The sequence below is a fragment of the Streptomyces sp. NPDC089799 genome, assembly GCF_040684755.1.
Lineage (GTDB): Bacteria > Actinomycetota > Actinomycetes > Streptomycetales > Streptomycetaceae > Streptomyces.
The window spans coordinates 70,184-88,834 of the sequence record NZ_JBFBGR010000035.1 but is presented as its reverse complement, the minus strand read 5'-3'; the positions used below and the strand labels follow the sequence as shown (position 1 = coordinate 88,834).

The 18,651-nt window shown below is 72.5% G+C and carries 19 protein-coding genes; 12 read left to right on the top strand and 7 right to left on the bottom strand.

The window, feature by feature from the left end:
- The 5 genes from AB0O36_RS30210 to AB0O36_RS30190 all read left to right on the top strand — a co-directional run.
- Positions 1-95 (top strand): adenosylhomocysteinase (locus tag AB0O36_RS30210; RefSeq protein WP_365115673.1); only part of this gene is annotated, 95 nt, incomplete at its 5' end.
- A gap of 266 nt (positions 96-361) precedes the next feature.
- Positions 362-1,633, top strand: coding sequence for a beta-ketoacyl-[acyl-carrier-protein] synthase family protein (locus tag AB0O36_RS30205; RefSeq protein ID WP_365115665.1), 1,272 nt, complete (start codon positions 362-364; stop codon positions 1,631-1,633).
- A complete protein-coding gene (locus tag AB0O36_RS30200) occupies positions 1,630-2,892 on the top strand; it encodes a ketosynthase chain-length factor (protein ID WP_365115664.1) in 1,263 nt (420 codons plus the stop codon). The genes AB0O36_RS30205 and AB0O36_RS30200 overlap by 4 nt, the downstream gene beginning before the upstream one ends.
- A 48-nt stretch (positions 2,893-2,940) precedes the next feature.
- Complete coding sequence (locus AB0O36_RS30195) at positions 2,941-3,465, top strand: flavin reductase family protein (RefSeq protein WP_365115662.1); 525 nt, start codon at positions 2,941-2,943, stop codon at positions 3,463-3,465.
- A 150-nt stretch (positions 3,466-3,615) separates the two neighbouring features.
- The gene (locus AB0O36_RS30190; RefSeq protein WP_365115661.1) at positions 3,616-4,533 is read left to right on the top strand and encodes an MBL fold metallo-hydrolase; all 918 of its coding nucleotides are present in this window, start codon (positions 3,616-3,618) and stop codon (positions 4,531-4,533) included.
- A gap of 51 nt (positions 4,534-4,584) precedes the next feature.
- Here the strand turns inward: AB0O36_RS30190 and AB0O36_RS30185 are convergent, their stop codons facing one another.
- Entirely contained in the window at positions 4,585-5,358 is a 774-nt protein-coding gene (locus AB0O36_RS30185) for a glucose 1-dehydrogenase (RefSeq protein WP_365115660.1), read from the bottom strand.
- Between the two features lie 214 nt (positions 5,359-5,572).
- On the opposite strand from AB0O36_RS30185, the gene AB0O36_RS30180 reads away from it, so the two are divergent.
- Both AB0O36_RS30180 and AB0O36_RS30175 read left to right on the top strand, forming a co-directional pair.
- Positions 5,573-6,814 carry a cytochrome P450 gene (locus AB0O36_RS30180; protein WP_365115658.1) on the top strand — a complete coding sequence of 414 codons (1,242 nt, stop codon included), beginning with the start codon at positions 5,573-5,575 and terminating at the stop codon, positions 6,812-6,814.
- Positions 6,815-6,923: 109 nt separating this feature from the next.
- Positions 6,924-7,622 carry a ScbR family autoregulator-binding transcription factor gene (locus AB0O36_RS30175; protein ID WP_365115657.1) on the top strand — a complete coding sequence of 233 codons (699 nt, stop codon included), beginning with the start codon at positions 6,924-6,926 and terminating at the stop codon, positions 7,620-7,622.
- A 158-nt stretch (positions 7,623-7,780) separates the two neighbouring features.
- Here the strand turns inward: AB0O36_RS30175 and thpR are convergent, their stop codons facing one another.
- A complete protein-coding gene (gene thpR / locus AB0O36_RS30170) occupies positions 7,781-8,368 on the bottom strand; it encodes an RNA 2',3'-cyclic phosphodiesterase (RefSeq protein WP_365115655.1) in 588 nt (195 codons plus the stop codon).
- Between the two features lie 66 nt (positions 8,369-8,434).
- Here thpR and AB0O36_RS30165 point away from each other — a divergent pair, with 66 nt between their 5' ends.
- Both AB0O36_RS30165 and AB0O36_RS30160 read left to right on the top strand, forming a co-directional pair.
- Positions 8,435-9,118 (top strand): hypothetical protein, encoded by a 684-nt coding sequence (locus AB0O36_RS30165; protein ID WP_365115654.1) that lies wholly within the window; start codon positions 8,435-8,437, stop codon positions 9,116-9,118.
- Positions 9,115-9,498, top strand: coding sequence for a peptidase inhibitor family I36 protein (locus AB0O36_RS30160; protein ID WP_365115653.1), 384 nt, complete (start codon positions 9,115-9,117; stop codon positions 9,496-9,498). The genes AB0O36_RS30165 and AB0O36_RS30160 overlap by 4 nt, the downstream gene beginning before the upstream one ends.
- Before the next feature lie 145 nt (positions 9,499-9,643).
- On the opposite strand, the gene ligA is transcribed toward AB0O36_RS30160, so the two are convergent.
- Positions 9,644-11,716: an NAD-dependent DNA ligase LigA gene (gene ligA / locus AB0O36_RS30155; protein ID WP_365115651.1), complete on the bottom strand. Its 2,073-nt coding sequence runs from the start codon at positions 11,714-11,716 to the stop codon at positions 9,644-9,646.
- Positions 11,717-11,921: 205 nt separating this feature from the next.
- On the opposite strand from ligA, the gene AB0O36_RS30150 reads away from it, so the two are divergent.
- Both AB0O36_RS30150 and AB0O36_RS30145 read left to right on the top strand, forming a co-directional pair.
- Complete coding sequence (locus AB0O36_RS30150) at positions 11,922-12,263, top strand: HopJ type III effector protein (RefSeq protein WP_365115650.1); 342 nt, start codon at positions 11,922-11,924, stop codon at positions 12,261-12,263.
- Between the two features lie 126 nt (positions 12,264-12,389).
- Complete coding sequence (locus AB0O36_RS30145) at positions 12,390-13,361, top strand: sterol desaturase family protein (protein WP_365115648.1); 972 nt, start codon at positions 12,390-12,392, stop codon at positions 13,359-13,361.
- A gap of 80 nt (positions 13,362-13,441) precedes the next feature.
- Here the strand turns inward: AB0O36_RS30145 and AB0O36_RS30140 are convergent, their stop codons facing one another.
- From AB0O36_RS30140 to AB0O36_RS30125, 4 genes are all read right to left on the bottom strand, one after another.
- Complete coding sequence (locus tag AB0O36_RS30140) at positions 13,442-13,936, bottom strand: SRPBCC family protein (RefSeq protein ID WP_365115647.1); 495 nt, start codon at positions 13,934-13,936, stop codon at positions 13,442-13,444.
- Positions 13,937-14,045: 109 nt separating this feature from the next.
- The gene (locus AB0O36_RS30135) at positions 14,046-15,305 is read right to left on the bottom strand and encodes an aminotransferase class III-fold pyridoxal phosphate-dependent enzyme (protein ID WP_365115645.1); all 1,260 of its coding nucleotides are present in this window, start codon (positions 15,303-15,305) and stop codon (positions 14,046-14,048) included.
- Between the two features lie 56 nt (positions 15,306-15,361).
- Positions 15,362-16,486 carry an acyl-CoA dehydrogenase family protein gene (locus AB0O36_RS30130; RefSeq protein ID WP_365115644.1) on the bottom strand — a complete coding sequence of 375 codons (1,125 nt, stop codon included), beginning with the start codon at positions 16,484-16,486 and terminating at the stop codon, positions 15,362-15,364.
- Positions 16,470-18,104: an aldehyde dehydrogenase family protein gene (locus AB0O36_RS30125; protein ID WP_365115643.1), complete on the bottom strand. Its 1,635-nt coding sequence runs from the start codon at positions 18,102-18,104 to the stop codon at positions 16,470-16,472. The genes AB0O36_RS30130 and AB0O36_RS30125 overlap by 17 nt, the downstream gene beginning before the upstream one ends.
- A 112-nt stretch (positions 18,105-18,216) precedes the next feature.
- Here AB0O36_RS30125 and AB0O36_RS30120 point away from each other — a divergent pair, with 112 nt between their 5' ends.
- Positions 18,217-18,351 carry a hypothetical protein gene (locus AB0O36_RS30120; protein ID WP_365115641.1) on the top strand — a complete coding sequence of 45 codons (135 nt, stop codon included), beginning with the start codon at positions 18,217-18,219 and terminating at the stop codon, positions 18,349-18,351.
- The last annotated feature ends 300 nt before the right edge of the window (positions 18,352-18,651 follow it).

Genomic DNA, 18,651 nt, shown 5'->3' with positions numbered 1-18,651 from the left:
TCGGTGTCAAGCTCACCACGCTCCGCCCGGAGCAGGCCGACTACATCGGCGTCCAGGTCGAAGGCCCCTACAAGCCCGACCACTACCGCTACTGACCGGGACCGGGACCGGGACCGGGACCGGGAGGGGGAGGGGACGGGGCGGAAGCCCCGACGGGCGATGACCCCGCCCCCGCCCCCGCCCCCGCCCAGCCCCGGCCACCGGTGGCCGCACCGGCCACCAGTGGCCTTCGACCCGTGGTCGAGCGGAAGCCCGGAAGCTCGGAAGCTCGGACATCCCGCCCCAGCACCCGCGAAGCGCATCCGGCCCACGGGCCGGACACCCCTCGTACAGCAGCAGAACTCACCGTGAAGGACACCCAATGAGCCGACGCGTCGTCATCACCGGAATCGGCGTGGTCGCACCCGGAGGCGTGGGCACCAAGGAGTTCTGGTCCCTCCTCACCTCCGGCCGGACCGCCACCCGAGACATCAGCCTCTTCGACGCCACCCCGTTCCGGTCCCGGATCGCCGCCGAGGCCGACTTCGACCCCCGCGAGCACGGCTTCACCGCCGAAGAGGCCGGCCGCCTCGACCGCGCCGCCCAGTTCGCCCTCACCAGCGCCGCCGAAGCCCTCCGCGACAGCGGGCTGGACGCCGAAGGCCTGGACCCGCTGCGGACCGGCGTCACCCTCGGCAGCGCCGTCGGCTGCACCATGGGCCTCGACACCGAGTACAACGCGGTCAGCCGTGGCGGCAGCACCTGGCAGGTCGACCACACCCTGGCCGTGCCCCACCTGTTCGACTACTTCGTGCCCAGCTCCATGGCCGCCGAAGTGGCCTGGCGCACCGGCGCCCAGGGCCCCGTACAGATGGTGTCCACCGGCTGCACCTCCGGCCTCGACTCCATCGGCCACGCCGTCGAACTCATCCGCGAAGGCAGCGCCGACGTGATGATCGCCGGCGCCACCGAGGCCCCCATCTCCCCGATCACCGTGGCCTGCTTCGACGCCATCAAGGCGACCTCGCCCCGCAACGACGACCCGGCCACCGCCTCCCGGCCGTTCGACGCCTCCCGCAACGGCTTCGTCCTCGGCGAGGGCTCCGCCGTCCTCATCCTGGAGGAACTGCAGAGCGCCCGCCGCCGCGGCGCCCACGTCTACGCCGAGATCTCCGGCTTCGCCAGCCGCTGCAACGCGTACCACATGACCGGCCTGCGCCCCGACGGCCGCGAGATGGCCGAGGCCATCACCGTCGCCCTCGACGAGGCCCGGCTCGACCCGACCGCCGTCGACTACATCAACGCCCACGGATCGGGCACCAAGCAGAACGACCGCCACGAGACCGCCGCCTTCAAGGCGAGCCTCGGGCAGCACGCCTACGACGTGCCCGTCAGCTCCATCAAATCGATGATCGGCCACTCCCTGGGCGCGATCGGCGCCCTCGAAGTCGCCGCCAGCGCCCTGGCCATCGAACACAACACGGTGCCGCCGACGGCCAACCTGCACACCCCCGACCCCGCCTGCGATCTGGACTACACCCCGCTCGTCGCCCGCGAGCAGCGCACCGACACCGTGCTCAGCGTCGGCAGCGGCTTCGGCGGCTTCCAGAGCGCCATGATCCTGACCCGCCCGCGCCTGGGAGACTCCGCATGACCACCGACACCGCCGAACGCACCACCACGGCCGCCACCGCCCGCACCGAAGCCCCCGTCGTCACCGGCATCGGCGTCACCGCCCCCAACGGCCTGGGCACCGAAACCTGGTGGAACGCGGTCCTCCGCGGGGAGAGCGGCATCCGCCCGATCACCCGATTCGACGCGGACCGGTACCCCGCCCGGCTCGCCGGCGAGATACCGGGCTTCGACCCGGCCGCGCACGTCCCCGGCCGGCTGCTCCCGCAGACCGACCACATGACCCGCCTCGCCCTCGCCGCCGCCGACGAGGCCCTCGCGGACGCCCGTATCGACACCTCCGAACTCCCCGACTACGCGGCCGGCGTCATCACCGCCGCCTCCGCGGGCGGCTTCGAGTTCGGCCAGAAGGAACTCCAGGCGCTCTGGAGCAAGGGCGGCCAGTACGTCAGCGCGTACCAGTCCTTCGCCTGGTTCTACGCCGTCAACACCGGCCAGATCTCGATCAAGAACGGGCTGCGCGGCCCCAGCGGCGTCCTCGTCACCGAGCAGGCCGGCGGCCTTGACGCCGTCGCCCAGGCCCGGCGGCAGATCCGCAGGGGCGTCCGCCTCGTCGTCACCGGCGGAATCGATTCCTCACTCTGCCCGTGGGGCTGGGCCGCCCACCTGGCCGGCGGTGAACTCACCACCGCCTCCGACCCGGCCCGCGCCTTCCTCCCGTTCTCGGCCGACGCCTCCGGGCACGTCGCGGGCGAGGGCGGAGCACTCGTCATCCTGGAGGACGCCGCCTCCGCCCGGGAGCGCGGCGCCACCGTCTACGGATCCGTGGCCGGCTACGCCTCCACCTTCGACCCCGCCCCCGGCTCCGGCGGCACCCCCCGGCTCGGGGCCGCCGCCGAACTCGCCCTCCGCGACGCCGGCCTGACCCCCGCCGACGTCGACGTCGTCTTCGCCGACGCGGCGGGCAGGCGCGACGCCGACCGTGAGGAGGCCCGGGCCATCGCGGCGCTCTTCGGCCCCGCCGGCGTACCCGTCACCGCACCCAAGACCCTCACCGGACGGCTCGCCGCGGGCGGCGCCTCCCTCGACCTGGCCGCCGCCCTGCTCTCCCTCCGCGACCAGGTGATCCCGCCGACGGCCGGCGTCACCGGACCGGCCGCCGACTGCCCGATCGACCTGGTCACCGAGGTGCGGCGGCCGGAGCGGCCCCTGCGTACGGCGCTGGTCCTGGCCCGCGGACGGGGCGGCTTCAACGCCGCCATGGTGGTCCGCGCCGCCTGACCCCCGGCCGGCCCCGGCCCCACCGCACGCCCCGAACCAGGAGGACCGTTGACCGCCCCAGACCCCGCCGTCGTCCCCGCCGTCGATCCCGCCGAGTTCGCCCGCACCATGGCGCACGTACCCACCCCGGTCACCATCGTGACCACCGTGGACGCCGAGGGCCGGCGGTGGGGCTTCACCGCGAGCTCCTTCAGCTCCCTGTCCCTCGACCCGCCGCTGATCCTGGTCTGTCCGGCCCGGACCGCGTCCTGCCACGACGCCTTCGTCTCCACCGACCGCTTCCTGGTCAACGTCCTGGCCGCGGACCAGGAGGAGCTTGCCAAGTCCTTCGCCCGCTCGGGCACCGACAAGTTCGCCGGCACCCCGATGGTGCCGTGCGAGGCCGGCCTGCCCGGCCTGCCGGGCGCCACCGCGCGCCTGCTGTGCAGCCTGTACGACGTCCTCGACGGCGGCGACCACAGCATCCTCGTCGGCCGGGTCGAGTCCGTCACCGCGGGGGAGGCGGAGCCGATGGTCTACTACAACCGCCACTTCACCCGGCCCGGCAACCACCCCGCCCTCACCCCGGCCTGAGCTGTACGCAGGCCAGGGCCGTACACCGGCCCGAGCCGTATGCCGGCCGTGCGCCGGTCCGAGCCGTGCCCCGCCCGGACCTGCCGCCCCGAAACCACGCCCGGTCGACCCGCCACCCCGGCCGACCGCCATCCCGAGGAGCAGACCGAAGTGACCGACCGTTCCCCGTCCGGCGCCCGGCTGGAGGAAGTCGCCGAGGACATCTGGGCGTACGTCCAGCCGGACGGCGGCTGGTGCCTCAACAACGCCGGCCTGATCACCGCCGGCCCCCGGCCCGTCCTCATCGACACCGCCGCCACCGAGGCCCGGGCCGGGGCACTGCGCGACGCCGTCGCCACCGTCACCCCGTACGCCCCCCGGTACGTGGTCAACACCCACCCGCATGGCGACCACACCTTCGGCAACCGGCTCTTCGCCGACGAAGCGGTGATCATCGCCCACGAGGCCACGCGCGCCGAGATGGACCTCGCCGGACTCCACCTCACCGGGCTGTGGCCGGAGGTCTGCTGGGGCGACATCGACGTCGAACTGCCCGCCCTCACCTTCCGCGACCCGCTCACCCTCCACCTGGGCGACGTCCGGGCGGAGCTGATGCACCTGGGCACCGCACACACCAAGAACGACACGGTGGTCTGGATCCCCGAGCGCCGGGTGCTGTTCACCGGGGACATCGTGATGTCGGGTGCCACCCCCTTCTGCCTCACCGGCTCGGTCTCCGGTTCGCTGGACGTCATCGCCCGGCTGCGCGCACTCGGCCCCCTGACCGTCGTCTCCGGCCACGGACCCGTCGGCGGATCCGAACTGCTCGACGCCACCGAGGCGTACCTGCGGCACGTCCAGCACCTCGCCGCCGAAGGCATCGCAGCCGGTCTGACCCCGCTCGAAACGGCGCGCGAAGCCGACCTCGGACCCTTCGCCGAGCTCCTCGACAGCGAGCGCATCGTGCCCAACCTGCACCGGGCGTTCGCCGAGGCCCGCGGCGCCCTGCCCGGCCACCACCTCGACATCGGGGAGCTGTTCTCCGAGATGGTGGCCTTCCACGGCGGCCTCCCGGCCTGCGCGGCGTAGCGGACGGCCGGTCGTACGGCAGTCGTACGGCCGGCCGGGCGTGCGGCCCGCTCAATGGGCCAGCCAGCCGCCGTCCACCGCCAGCGTCGCACCGGCCACGTAGGAGGCCCGGTCGCTGCACAGCCAGGCCGCGGCCTCCGCGATCTCCGGGGTGTCGGCCATCCGCGACAGCACCGTCCGCCGCGCCATGGCCTGTTCGCGCGCCGGGTGGTCCTGGGCCATCCAGCCGGTCATCATCTCGCTGCGGGTGGCGCCCGTCGCGACCGCGTTCACCCGGATCCCCAGGGCCCCGTACTCGTGCGCCGCCGCCTTCGTCAGCCCGATCACCGCGTGCTTGGAGGCGACGTAGGGGGAGCTGGCGACCGTGGCCACCAGTCCGGCCGTACTGCTGTTGTTCACGATGGCCCCGCCACCGGTCTCCAGCATCGCGGCCAGCTCGGCCCGCATGAAGTTCCACACGCCGCGCACGTTGACGTCCATGACCGCGTCGAAGGACGCGTCGTCCATCAGGTGCATGGGCTCCGGGGGCACCGCCGTCCCCGCGTTGTTGAACGCGGCGTCCAGCCGCCCGAACTCCGCCACCGCGGCGGCCACCGCCCGGTCCGCGTCCTCGCGCCGCGCCACATCGGCGACCACGTACTGTGCGCGGTGTCCTGCAGCCGACAACTCGGCCGTCAGCTCAGCCAGTTCCCGCTCCCGCCGGGCCACCAGCGTCACGGACGCCCCTTCGCGGCAGAAGACCCGTGCCGCGGCCGCGCCGATCCCCGTGCTGGCGCCGGTGATCAGCGCCGACTTACCTGTCAGCAGTCCTGCGGAGTCGGTCATACGCAGGACACTAGCTCCGCCCCCTTTTCGCAAACAACTTGCAGATGCTCCACAACGGCAGCCACGTGCAGGGCAATTCGCCACCGATCCCAGGGGGATCCCCCTGGGATCGTGCGAAGACCTGACATATTGTCGGCGGCGCCGGAAAAAAATCCGGCCGACCGGTTCGCTGTGGTTCCGCACAAGGAACCCGGCCCTCAGTGGAGGACGCCCGATGCTCCCTCAGTGCCCCTACGCCATCGACCCCTCGGGTGCCGACGTGCATGCCGAGGCCGCTCGGCTCCGTGCGTTAGGGCCGGCCGCCCCGGTGACCCTGCCCGGCGGCGTCGACGCGCGGGCGGTGGCGGGGCTCGCGGACCTCAAGCGGCTGATGACCGACGACCGTGTCTCCAAGGACGCGTACCGGCACTGGCCCGCCTGGATCAACGGCGAGATCGAGGGCTCCTGGCCGCTGGCCATCTGGGTCTCCGTACGGAACATGATCACCGCCTACGGCTCCGAACACAGCCGCCTGCGCAAGCTGGTGGCCCCCGCCTTCACCACGCGCCGGGTGGCCGCCATGCGGCCACGCATCGAGCGGATCACCGAAACCCTGCTGGACCGCCTCGCGGCCCTCCCGCCGGACCGCCCCGTCGACCTGCGGGCCGAGTTCGCCCACCAGCTGCCCACCCACGTCACCTTCGAACTCTTCGGCATACCCGAGGAGTTCTGGGAGCCGCTGCACCGCATCACCCAGAGCTTCTTCGACACCAGGATCTCGCTGGAGGACGCCCAGGCGAACGGCGCCCTGCTGCACTCGACCATGGCCGAGCTGGTGGCCCGCAAGCGGGAGCGGCCGGGCGACGACGTCACCTCCGGGCTGATCGCGGCCCGCGACGACGAGAACGGCGCCCGTCTCTCCGAGCAGGAACTGGTGGACAACCTGATCCTCCTCTTCACCGCCGGCTACGAGACCTCGGTGAACCTCATCTCCTCCTGCATCCACGCCATGCTGACCCACCCCGAGCAGCTCGCCCTGGTCCGCGCGGGCGACGCCGGCTGGGAGGACGTCATCGAGGAGACCCTGCGCCACGAACCGCCCGCGGCCACCGGCATCCTGCGCTACGCCGTCGAGGAGATCGACCTCCACGGCACGGTGATCCCCAAGGGCTCCCCGATCGCGGTTTCGTACGCGGGCGCCGGCCGTGACCCCTCGGTGCACGGCGAGGGCGCCGACCGGTTCGACATCACCCGCCCGACCCGGGGCGACCACATATCCTTCGGCTTCGGGACCCACTACTGCCTGGGCGCCCCGCTGGCCCGGCTGGAGGTCAGGATCGGCCTGGAGGCGCTCTTCGGCCGTTTCCCGGACCTGGCGCTCGCCTGCCCACCGGACCGGCTCAGGCGCATCGAGTCCTTCATCTCCAACGGACACCAGGAACTTCCGGTGCTCCTGGGAACGGATAAACAGGGCTGAAACCAAGCCAGCGCCCTGATAAAATACGGACCTCCTGGTTGATTTTTGAAGACGGTCGGTGATCCGGTAGGGGTCTTCCTGCCGGATCCCACCCCCAAGCGGAGGCACCGTGGCCAAGCAAGAACGCGCGGAGCGGACCCGCCGCGCCATCCTGGAAGCGGCCGCGGAGGTCTTCGACGAGCGCGGATACGAGGCGGCGACCATCGCCGAGATCCTCGCCCGCGCCGGTGTCACCAAGGGTGCGCTCTACTTCCACTTCTCCTCCAAGCAGATGCTCGCCCAGGGTGTCCTGGACGAGCAGTTCGCCGAGGGTGGCGTGCCGCCCCGCGACAGCAAGCTGCAGGAACTCGTCGACGCCGGCCTGCTGCTGGCCCACCGCATGAAGCGGGAGCCGCTCCTCAGCGCCGGTGCCCGGCTCTCCCTGGGCCCGGAGATAAGGGACATCTTCGGCGGCGGCTCCATCCCGGGCTGGATCGAGATCGCCACCCGGCTGCTGGTCGAGGCGAAGGCCCAGGGCGAGCTGCTGCCGCACGTGGACCCGGCCGAGACGGCCTGGGTGCTGTCGGCCTGTTGGACCGGCGCGCAGGTGTACTCGCAGACCCTGAGCGACCGCGCCGACCTGGAGTACCGGATCGCGGGCGTCTACCAGCACATCTACCCGAGCATCGCCACGCCCGCGGTGCTCGCCCGGCTGGACATGGCCGCGGACCGGGGCGCCCGGGTCGCCGCCGAGATCGGGATGGCGGACGCGGCGCACACCGCGGCCCCGGCGAACACCGAAGCGGAATCGGAGTCGGTGGCTCTCTAGCCTCACCATCGAGCATCTAAAACCGCTGGGACGGTTTTAAAAACTATGGGCTGCTTCCCGTCGACAGCGGGACGCGCCCCGGACCGGCACCACCCACTTCCACCGCGTCACCGCGCTCCCGGCCGGCGGCACGGAGGCCGCCCCCGAGGGCGACCGGGTCATCCTGCGGCCCCGCTGAACCCCCAGGACACGATGTCGCGGTAGCGGATCGGACCCGGTCCGCGCCCGAAATCACTGCCCACCAGGTGCAGGCGCTCCGCCCGCCACCGGCGGCCGGTGAACCCGGCGAGCCCCGCCGCGGCCTCCACCACACTGGTGGAATCGCCGCGGCGGGCCCGGGCCAGCGTCAGATGCGGCCGCAGGGGCCGTTCCTCGAACTCGACGCCGCACTCCCGGACCAGTGCCCGCACGTCCGTGGCGAGCCGGTGCAGACCGTCGAGGTCCCCCTCGATCCCGGTCCACAGCACCCGCTCGTCGAACTGCCCGCCGCCGCACAGCGCCAGCTCCAGCGGCCCGCGCGCCGCTGCGAGCTCCGCCAGCGGTGCCCGCAGCGCCGGCACGACCCCGGCCGGCAGCTCGCCGAGGAACGCCAGCGTGACGTGCCAGTCCTCGATCCGGTTCCACCGCATGCGCGGGTACGCCTCGTACGCGAACCCCAGCGCCCGCTCCAGCTCCTCCTTGGCATCGTCGGGCGGCGCCAGCGCTATGAACACGCGGACGGTGGCTGCACGGCTCTGATCCCTCACACCCGCCTTCGTACACCACCGCTCCCACCCCCGTGACCTCGGCCCCCCTTGATCGTTTCACCCGGCGTGGGGACCAGTGCCGCCCCGGGGCGGGCGACGGAGCGGAGGACGACGCGGGCGAGGGCGGCGGCCGCCGCCGCACCTGCGGCCCTGCTCGCCGTCTTCCTCGCCTCCGGCTGCGCGGCCGCTCCGCGGCCCCCGTCGCTCCCCACCTCCGAACGCGGCCGCTCCGACATGATCAAGGCCGCCCAGCAAGTCCTGGTGGACCGCTGCATGACCGCCCGGCACGCCGCCGGGCCGCCGCCGCGCGAGGACGTCCTCTTCGGCACCGGCCCCGCCGAGCTCTCCGTCACCCTCACCACCGGATACACCGTCCGCACGCACACCGACGGCTGTCTGGCCGAGGCGCACCGCTACCTCTACGGCGACCAGGAGCGCTGGTTCCGCGCCGAGGTCACCGTCAACAACCTGCGCCCCGAGGCCCAGGCCGGGCTCCGCCAGGACCCCGCCTACCGGGCCGCGCTCGCCCGCCGCGCGGCCTGTGCCGACCGGGACACCCGCTGCGCCGACGCGAGCGGCCTGGAGCAACTCCGCACCCGGCTGGAGCCCGCCCGGCTCGCCGAGGTCCGCGCCGCGCACCGCGAGGAAATCGCCACCTACGACCGGCTGCGCGACCGCGCGGTGCACCGCGCCGCCGCCCTGCCGGCCGAACCCCCCACCCCCCACCGGAAAGGCCACGCCCCGTCATGAACCCGCTCAAGAAGAGCAAGCTCCTCACCGCCGCCGCGGCATTCCTCGCCCTCACCGGCGGTCTCGCCTCGGCCGCCCCGGCCGGCGCCGCCGACTGCCCCAGCGGCGAGTTCTGCGCCTGGGAGCACACCGACTACCAGGGCCAGCGCGCCAACTGGTCCGGCGACGACGGCTGGTGGGAGAGCTGGATCGCCGACGAGGACTCCTCCTGGGCCAACCACGGCATCTCCGGCCCGGGCATCAAGGACCACGTGCAGGTCTACTCCAGCGCGAACCAGGGAGGCCACATGACCATCTGCCTCACCCCCGGCCAGGAGGTCAACCACAACGCCGCCGCCAACGACAACGGAGACTCCCACACCTGGTCCATGACCTGCTGACCCCGCCTCCTCCGCCCCCGCCGTGGTGCCGGCAGCCGCCATCCCGGCCCGGTGTTCGGGTGCGACGCGAGCCCGGACGGCTTCTTCGGAACCCGCACCTGGCTGCGGGAACCGCGACCGGCGGGGGACGGGCCTACCGGAGCCGCTACTGAAGGGCGGCGGTGGGGAGGAGGGCGGCGACGAGGTCGGCGAACTCCTCGGGGCCGAGGATGCGGATGCCCAGTTCCTCCGCCTTGGCGCGCTTGGAGCCGGCCTTCTCGCCCGCCACCAGGAGGGTGGTGCGCTTGGACACCGACGACGATGCCTTTCCGCCGGCCCGCTCGATCAGCTCGTTCATCTCGTTCCGGGACAACGCCGCGAGGGGGCCGGTCATGGAGCCGGTCACCACGACGGCCTGTCCGGCCAGCGGGCCGCCCGCCGCCGAGTCCCCGCCCTCGGTCGCGTCGGCCGGGTCGGCCGCAGCGGTCGTCGCGGGCCTCTGCGGCTCGGTGACCTGTGTGCCGACCTGCTGGTCCCGGAGCCTGTCGAGCAGCGGGGCGAGTTCGACGAGTTCGGCCGCGATGACACGGGCCTTCTCGGTGCCGATGCCGTCGACCCCGGCCAGCGTGTCCGCGTCGGCGGCCCGGATCGCGTCCATCGAGCCGAAGTGCGCGGCGATCCGGCGGGACATCGTACGTCCGGTGCCGCGCACACCGAGCGCGCAGAACACACGGTTCAGCGCGGCCCCGCGGGCCGTCTCGATCGCGGCCAGGAGGTTCCCGGCGCTGGTCTCACCCATCCGCTCCAGGCCGAGGAGCTGCTCGCGGGTGAGGGTGAACAGGTCGGCGATGTCCTTGACCAGACCGGCCTCCACCAGCTGGACCGCACGCGTGCCGCCGAGACCCTCGATGTCGAGCTGGTCCCGGCCGGCCGCGTAGATCACCGAGGCCACGGCCTGACAGCTCCGGCCGCGCACGCACCGCCACCGCTGCTCGGAGGTGTCGATCGCGTCTCCGCAGCGGGGGCACGCCCCGGGGAAGACGACCGGGCTCTCGGCGCCGGTGCGCTGGTCGGCCAGCGGTGCCTCGACCCGGGGGATCACGTCGCCGGCCCGGTACACGAACACCCGGTCGCCGATCATGAGCCCGCGCCGGGTGATGTCGGACGGATTGTGCAGCGTGGCGTAGGTGACCGTCACCCCGTCGATGACCACGGGCTCCAGGACGGCGCGCGGGGCGATGATCCCGGTCCGGCCGACGTTCCACTCCACCGCCAGCAGGCGGGTCACCTTGTGTTCGGCCGCCAGTTTCCGGGCCACCGCCCATCTCGGGGCGCGCGAGCCGTTTCCCGCCTGCCGCTGGTCCTCGGCGGTGTCGGCCTTGACGACGACACCGTCGATCCCGAACGGCAGGTCTCCGCGCAGGCCGGCGATCACGTCGATGCGTTCCTGCACCTGCTCCATGGTCTCGCACCGCACCGGGGCGGCGGCCGTGCCGGCGGCCGTGTGCGCGCCCAGGGCGGCCAGCCTCTCCAGCAGGGCGACGTGGCCGAGGTCGTCCAGGCCGATCGCGCCGTAGGCGAAGAAGGTCAACTCGATCCGGTACGGGCGGTCCTTGGCCCGCAGGGTGCCGGCCGCCCCGCTGCGCGGGTGCGCGAAGGGCGTGGCCTCGTGCACGAGCCGGATCCGGTTGGCCTCCTCGAACTGCGCGGTCGTCAGCAGCACCTCGCCGCGCAGCTCCACGTCGATCGGCTCGGTGAGCACCGGGGGCAGGCCGAGGACGGCGTCGGCGGCGTGCGTGATGTCCTCGCCGGCCAGGCCGTCGCCGCGGGTGAGGAGCGCAGCGAGCCGGCCGCCCCGGTACCGGGCGGCCACCGCGAGGCCGTCGAGCTTCGGCTCCACGCACCACCCGGCCACCGGGTGCCCCAGACGCCGTTCCAGCCCGGCCGCCCACTCGGCGAGCCCGTCCGCGTCGAAGACGTTGTCCAGGGAGAGCATCGGCACCGAGTGCGGCACATCCCCCTGCACGGCACCGCCCGCCACCTTCCCGGTCGGCGACTCGGCGAGCACCTCGTCCGGGTGGGCCTCCTCGTAGGCCGCGATGGCGCGCAGCAGCCCGTCGTACTCGTCGTCGCCGAGCGGGGTGGTCCCGTCGCCGTAGTACGCGGCCGACGCCGCCACGGCCGTGGTCACGGCCTCCACGTAGGCGGCGGGGGAGAGCAGGGCACTGTTTTCGGTCATGCAGTCATCATCCCGCCCCCCACTGACAACGCCGCCGACCGTCGGCCGCCCCTGCACGACCTGCGGAGATGCCGCCCGTTCCGACGTGTGGACGATTCCTTCCGGCCGGTCCGGAGCGGGGTATGGTCATCCGGTCACGGACGGCAACCGGATCGTCTGTCCGACCCACGTGCCCGACCCATCCGTCCGAACCAGGGGAGCCGACATGACCGATCTGAACACGCTGCGGGCGAGCCTCGCGTCCGGTGAGCACGAGTTCGCCGCCACCCTGGCCTTCGTCGCCGAGCACTACGCGTACCAGCCGCAGGCGTTCCGCAACGGGGACGCGGAGAACGCCGCGGGTGAGAACGAAGGCTCCTGCAAGACGCTGGGACTGGCCGTGCTGGAAGGGCTGACCGACCAGGAGGCGCTGCTGGCCTTCGGCGAGCACTACCGCAGCGTGCTGGCGACGCCGGACGGTACCGATCACGGCAACATCCGCAACCTCATCGCCCACGGCCTCGCCGGGGTGAGCTTCGCCGCGCAGCCGCTGACCCGCAAGGGCTGAACGCCGGAGCGATGACCCGAACGCCGGAGCAATGATCCGAACGCCGGCGCGAAGACCCGAACGGCGACGCACCGGCAGCGGATCCGTTCAAGTGCGGGGCGCGCGCCCGGGTGCATGCTCGGCCGTATGGTCAAGGAACTCGTACGCTACGTCTACGCCCCGTTCCTGCTGATCGGCATCAACGGAACGGGCATCGCCCTCGCCGCGGCGGGCGCCCCCAGAGCATGGCTGCTCGCACTGCTGCTGCTCGCCATCACGGCGTCGTTCGCCGCGGAACGCCTGGTGCCCTACGAGCCCCGGTGGAACGAGCCCATCGACGACCGCAGCCGCGACTCCGCCCACGCGATGGTCAACGAGGTGCTGATCCTGGTCAGCGTCACGGCGATCCCGCTGCTGGCCGCCGTGGTGCCGTTCGCCGGGGTGTGGCCGCACCACTGGCCCTTCCTCCTCCAGGTGCTCGCCGCGATCCTGGTCGCCGACCTCGGCATGACGCTCGTCCACCTGGCGAGCCACCGGGTCGGCCTGCTGTGGCGGTTCCACGCGGTGCACCATTCCGTGCGGCGCATGTACGGCTTCAACGGACTGATGAAGCACCCCGTGCACCAGACCGTGGAACTCAGCGCCGGCGTGGGCCCGCTGCTGCTGCTCGGCATGCCGGTGGGCGTGGCGGCAGCCCTCGCCCTCGCCGCCGCGGTCCAGCTGCTCCTGCAGCACTCCAACGTCGACTACCGGGTCGGCCCCCTCAAGCACGTGCTCGCCCTGAACGAGGGTCACCGGTTCCACCACCTGAAGTGGGCCGGTGTGGGGGACGTCAACTTCGGGCTGTTCACCCTGGTGTGGGACCGGATGCTGGGCACCTACTCCTTCGAACCCGCCCGCCGGTTCTCCAGCGACGACCTCGGCATGGCCGCCAAACCCTCCTACCCCACCGCCTATCTCGCCCAGCTCACCGAACCGTTCCGCCCGAGCGGCGCCTGCACCCCCGGCACCCTGTCGGCGAAGGACACAGCGGCGCCGGGACGGCAGGAACACGAACCGGAACGGGAAGGGGACGCGGGCAGCCGCGCGGGGGCATCGACGACTCAGGGAAGGGGATGAGTCGAACGCCGCGCGGTGCCCGCGCCCGTCGAGGGGGTCCGGACCTCAGCCCGGACCCGGACCGGCGGCGGCCGCCCGCCTCAGCTGCCCGAGACCGCGAGCGTTCCGGACCGGTCGAGCGACGAGGCGTGCCGGAAGGACGCCCGCCCGTCGAAGAGACCGAGCAGGATCGTCTCCATCGCCTCCGTCAGCACCCGCACGGCCACCGGGTCGATGATGCTGGCCAGGCTGGGCACACCGAAGTCGAACTCGGCGTCGAAGGACAGTGACGTGCCCTCGTCGCACGCGGACATCGCCCACGTGCCGCGGAACACGTCGAAGTCGCCCTCCTCCTGATCGAAGACGATCGTCAGCGCCTCGTGGTCGAAGACGTCCCGCTCGGTCCAGCTCAGGATCCCGTTGCGGAAGTAGACCTGCCAGTCGCTGACGGTCTCGGTACCGGTGGCTCCGTCGTGCACCCGGACGTCCTTGACGGTGTCCACCAGTTCCGGGTACCGCTCGAAGGCGCTGACGGTCTTGAACACGTCCTGCGGGAGCCGGTCCTGTATCACTGCCTTGATGATGACCTTCTGCATGAAGGGCCTCTCCTGTTCAGTCCGCTTCGAAGGATTTCGAAGGGGGTCCGAAGGGCTTCGAAGGGCTTCGGCCGGCGCGCGCCGGCCCGGGTATCGGCTGGGCGATGGCTCAGCCCGCGAGCGGGAACCGCTGCCCGACGATGGCCAGCGCGTCGTCGAACGCCTTCAGCAGCCAGCGGACCTCGTCCTCGTCCATCACGGCGGGCGGTGTCAGACGCAGCACCCTGGAGTTGTTCAGCGAGTGGTTGACCACGACGTTGGCGCTGATCAGCTCCAGCATCACCTCACCGGCCAGACCGGGGTCGTTCATCTCCAGGCCGATCAGCATGCCCTGCCCCCGCACCTCCGTGACCAGGTGCGGACAGTGGCGGCCGACACTGTCGGTCAGTTCCGCCAGCAGGTGCGCCCCGAGCGAGGCCGAACGGGCCACGACGTCCTCGGCCTCGATGGCCTCCACGGCGGCCCGGGCCGCGGCCATCGCGATCGGCGCACCGGCGAAGGTGGAGGTGTGGATGAAGGGGTCCTTGTCGAACGGCTTGTACGCCTTCTCGGTCGCCAGCACCGCAGCAACCGGCGCGACACCGCCGGACAGGCCCTTCCCCACGAGCATCGCGTCGCAGCGCACCGGGGTGGCCTGCGAGCCCCACCAGCGCCCCAGCCGTGCCATGCCGGTGAGGATCTCGTCGAAGACCAGGAAGCAGTCGTGCTCGGCGCAGATCCTGGACACCTCCGCGAGGTAGTCCGGCGGAGGGATGACGACGCCCCCCTCGCCCTGGACCGGCTCGACGATGAAGCAGGACGGGGGCTGCCCGGCCAGAGCCCGCTCGAGGGCCTCGGCGTCACCGTACGGAACCTCGACCACGTCCGGGAGCAGCGGCTCGAACGGCTCCTGGTACAGCCGGCGCGCGGTGACGCTGAGCGCCCCGAGCGTCTTGCCGTGGTAGCCGTTGACGGTGGTCACCAGCCGCCGCTTGCCGTGGGCGCGGGCCAGCTTGATCGCGCACTCGGTCGCCTCGGCGCCCGACCCGACGAAGTGGACCTTCGTCAGGCCCTCCGGGGCCACCCGGACCAGTGCCTCCGCCGCCGCCGGCGCGGCGGTGTCCACCAGGATCCGGGTGGAGACGGGGTGCCTCCTGATCTGGTCGACCACGGACTCCACCACGTGCGGGTGGGTGGCGCCCAGGATGAACACCCCGTACCCGGCGCAGTTCAGGAACCGCTGCCCGTCGTGGGTGGTCACGATCGCGCCGTGCGAACTCTCCTCCAGATGCCCGCCGAACATCTCTCCCAGCGCGGCGCGGGAGCTGCTCAGGTGACGGCGGGCCAGCGTCAGCGGGCCGGGCCCGGTGAGCTCCTCGGTGATGGTCATACTGCCTTCCCTGTCGAACGGTGCGGAGCGAGGGGGTCGGTGCTGCCGGGCGCGGCCTAGTCGACGCGCAGCGGCTCGCCGTCGAAGTAGGCGCTGAAGGCCGACAGGGCCGAACGCCGGGACGGGGGGTGGAACTGCGCCGCATGGGTGGCGCCGACGAGGTACGCGACATCGGGCGACGACACGAAACCGATGCCGCCGAGCGCCTCCACGCACGCGTCGGCCACCCGCCGGGCGGCGTCCTGCGCGGTGTAGCGGGCCGTCAGCGCCCGGGCCACGGCGTGATTGTCGTCCTCGCCCGTGTCGAGCCCCCACGCCACCCGGTCCAGCGCCAGTCCCGCGCCCTCCAGGTCCAGCAGCGCCGTGGTGCACGTACGGTCGTCACGGCCGCTCTCCCGCAGCCGTTCCGCCAGCGCACCCGCGACCCCCAGGTAGCTCGCGCCGACCAGCAGCGAGAACCAGATCAGCCCGACCGTCTGCACGTTGTCGAGGTGGGAGTCCGGATCCAGGTCGGGCCGTACGACGAGCTCGTCGCTGATGACGACGTCCTCCAGGATGACCTCGTCGCTCTCGGCACCGGTCAGCACGGCACTGTTCCAGAACGGCACCACGCGGATCCCCGCGGTCTTCGCCGGGACGAGCACGAAACCGAGCTGCGGTTCGGCGTCCCCGTCGTGGAGCGCCACGCTGGCGGTGATCAGGTCCATCGACCGGGACAGACTGCACGGCTTCTTGCGCCCGTTGACGACCCACTCCGCGCCCTGGCGCCGCGCCGTCATCTTGGGCGAGAGCACGCCCTGGCCGCTCCGGCCCTCGGCGAACGCGCTGGACAGCAGCAGCCGGTCGTTGGCGATGGCGTCCAGCAGCATCCACTCGAAGCCGTCGCTGTGATGGGCCACCTCCACGAGGCTGGCCACCGAGAAGTTGTGCATCGTGGCGGCCACGGCCAGCGAGGGCGAGCGGGTGCCCAGCGCGCGGGTGCACTGCACCGAGGCGCGGGCGCTGGCCCCCAGTCCGCCGTGCTCGGTCGGGATCAGCAGTCCCGTCCCGCCGGCCTCCTTGAAGAGCTGCAGTCCCTCGTTGCCGGGCGCCTCCAGCTCGTCCAGCGAACGCTTGGCGAGCTCCTGGTCCAGTCCGGGCAGCAGCTCGTCGAGCACCGCGCGGTCACTCTGCAGGAACATGGCTCTCCTCGGTGCTCCGGCGGGCGGCGGGCGGCAGGGCGCTGTCGAACACCCGGCTGCGCGGGGTCACGCCTCCGGCGATGCTGATGCCCTGCAGGTGGCTGGTGCGCAGCATCGGGAAGTTGCACTCGCCGAACGCGCCGCCCGTGCGGCCGGTGCCGCCGTGGGTCGGCAGACCGCCGACGAAGCCCAGGTGGCTGTCGTTGACCTTGAGCAGTCCGCCGTTGCGCATGCCGTCGCAGAAGGCGTCGACGACCTCCGGGTCGCGCGCCCACAGGGAGTTGCGCAGTCCGTAGGCGTTGGAGTCCATGAAGCGCAGCGCCTGCTCCAGCAGCTCCGCGTCACCGGCCTGCTCGGGGACGACGACCGGGAGCATGGGGAAGAAGGACTCCTCCCGGACGGCGTCCAGCCCGGCCGCCTTCTCCAGACCGTCCACCCGCAGCAGGGTGGGTTCCAGGAAGACCCCCGAGGACGAGGGGGTCCCGTCGAAGTCCAGCCGCTGCCCGCCGCGCACCAGTTCGGCACCGCCCTGCAGGGCCGCCTCCAGCACGGTGAAGAACCCCTCGGTCTTGACGACCGGGGCCAGCAGCGCGTGCTCCTCCTCCGGCCGGCCCGGACGGATCTGCGCGACCACCTCGCCCAGGGCCGCCAGGAACTCGTCCGCCACCGCGGGGTGGACGATCGCGTACTTGGGCACCATGCAGATCTGCGCGGAGCCGTAGAAGCACTCGGCGACCGCCTGTGCGGCGAGCTCGATCTCGGCGTCGCGCCAGACGAGCACCCCGTCGTTGCCCGCCAGCTCCAGCACCGGCTTCTTGCCGCGGGCCACGCATTCGCGCTCCAGCTCCAGGCCGCGCTCGGACGAGCCGAAGAACATGATGTCGTCCACGTCCGGGCTGGCCAGCCACTGGTCCAGCAGCGCGCGGGGCGCCCCGCACACCACGCTGAGCACCCCGCTGGGCGCGCCGAACTCCTCCAGCACCGGGGCCACGAGCTCCTGCCAGGCCCAGGCCGTGCCCAGCGGCCCGCTCCGCGGAGCCTTGACCACCAGGGCGTTGCCGGCGATCAGGGCGGGCAGCCCCAGCAGGGAGTTCGATGCGGCGGCGTTCTGCGGAGGGCTCACGCACACCACGCCGTCGGGCTTGCGCACCAGCCGGGTCTCCCGCTGGTCGAGCTGCTCGACGCGCAGCATCATCTCGGCGGTGGCCGCCAGGCTCTCCGGGCTGGAGCCCTGGATCACGCCGGCCACCTCCCACTGGGCCAGCCGGCGCGGGTGCCCCTCGGCGATCAGCATCTCCACGAACGCGTCGGCGTACTCGCGGAACCTGGCGTTGACGGCGGCACCGAAGGCGAGACGCTCCTTGAGCGGCACCCGAGCCCACTCCGGCTGTGCCTTCCGGGCCGCGGCCAGCGCGGCGGCCGACTGCTCCGGTGAAGCGAGGCCGACCCGGCCGGCGAGACGGTCGTCACCGGGCTCCGCCTCGGCGCCCCGGTCGAGCTGCCGCTTCAGGGTGAGCGCGCCGAACGCGTCGTCGAGGAGGGCACTGGCCCGGAGCACGTGGATCCACTTGGTGCACGGCTCCGCCTGCCCCGCTATGAACGGTGGATATGACTTCATGACTGATGGCCGTCCTTCTCTGTGGTGGCGTTCGAGACGGCTCGCTCTCGGCTGGGTCTCGGCACGCGTCGAACCGGCGGGTCGGTGAGGACGACGCCGTGGAAGGTGATGAATGTCGGGAGGCTTCCCGTCCGCCTGTCCGCGCCTCCGCCCGGCAACCTCCGACGGCGACGGCGACGGCGACGGCGACGGCGACGGCGAGGAGCGGGTGCGGATGCGGGACGCGGGACGCGGGAAGCGCGAATGAGGGATGAGGGATGCGCGGGTGCGGTGCGGCTGCGGGGGTGCGGGATCGCCCGCGTGGCTGCCCACGGGCCGGTCACGGGCCGATACCCCCGGCCCCCGGGGCATCGATGGAACGGTACGCGCGGTGCTCGCGGGCCACAGGCTTTCCCCCGCCTGTCGCCCAGCGCCCACAACCGTATGTTCGAGTTGTGCAGGGGTCGTGCAGTTGGCGTGCACGGATCGGTAAGCAGTTGTCGTGCTCGGCACTGACCGTTCCTTGCACCGGTCATGAACGGGCGGCCCGGCCCGCACGCCGGCCCGG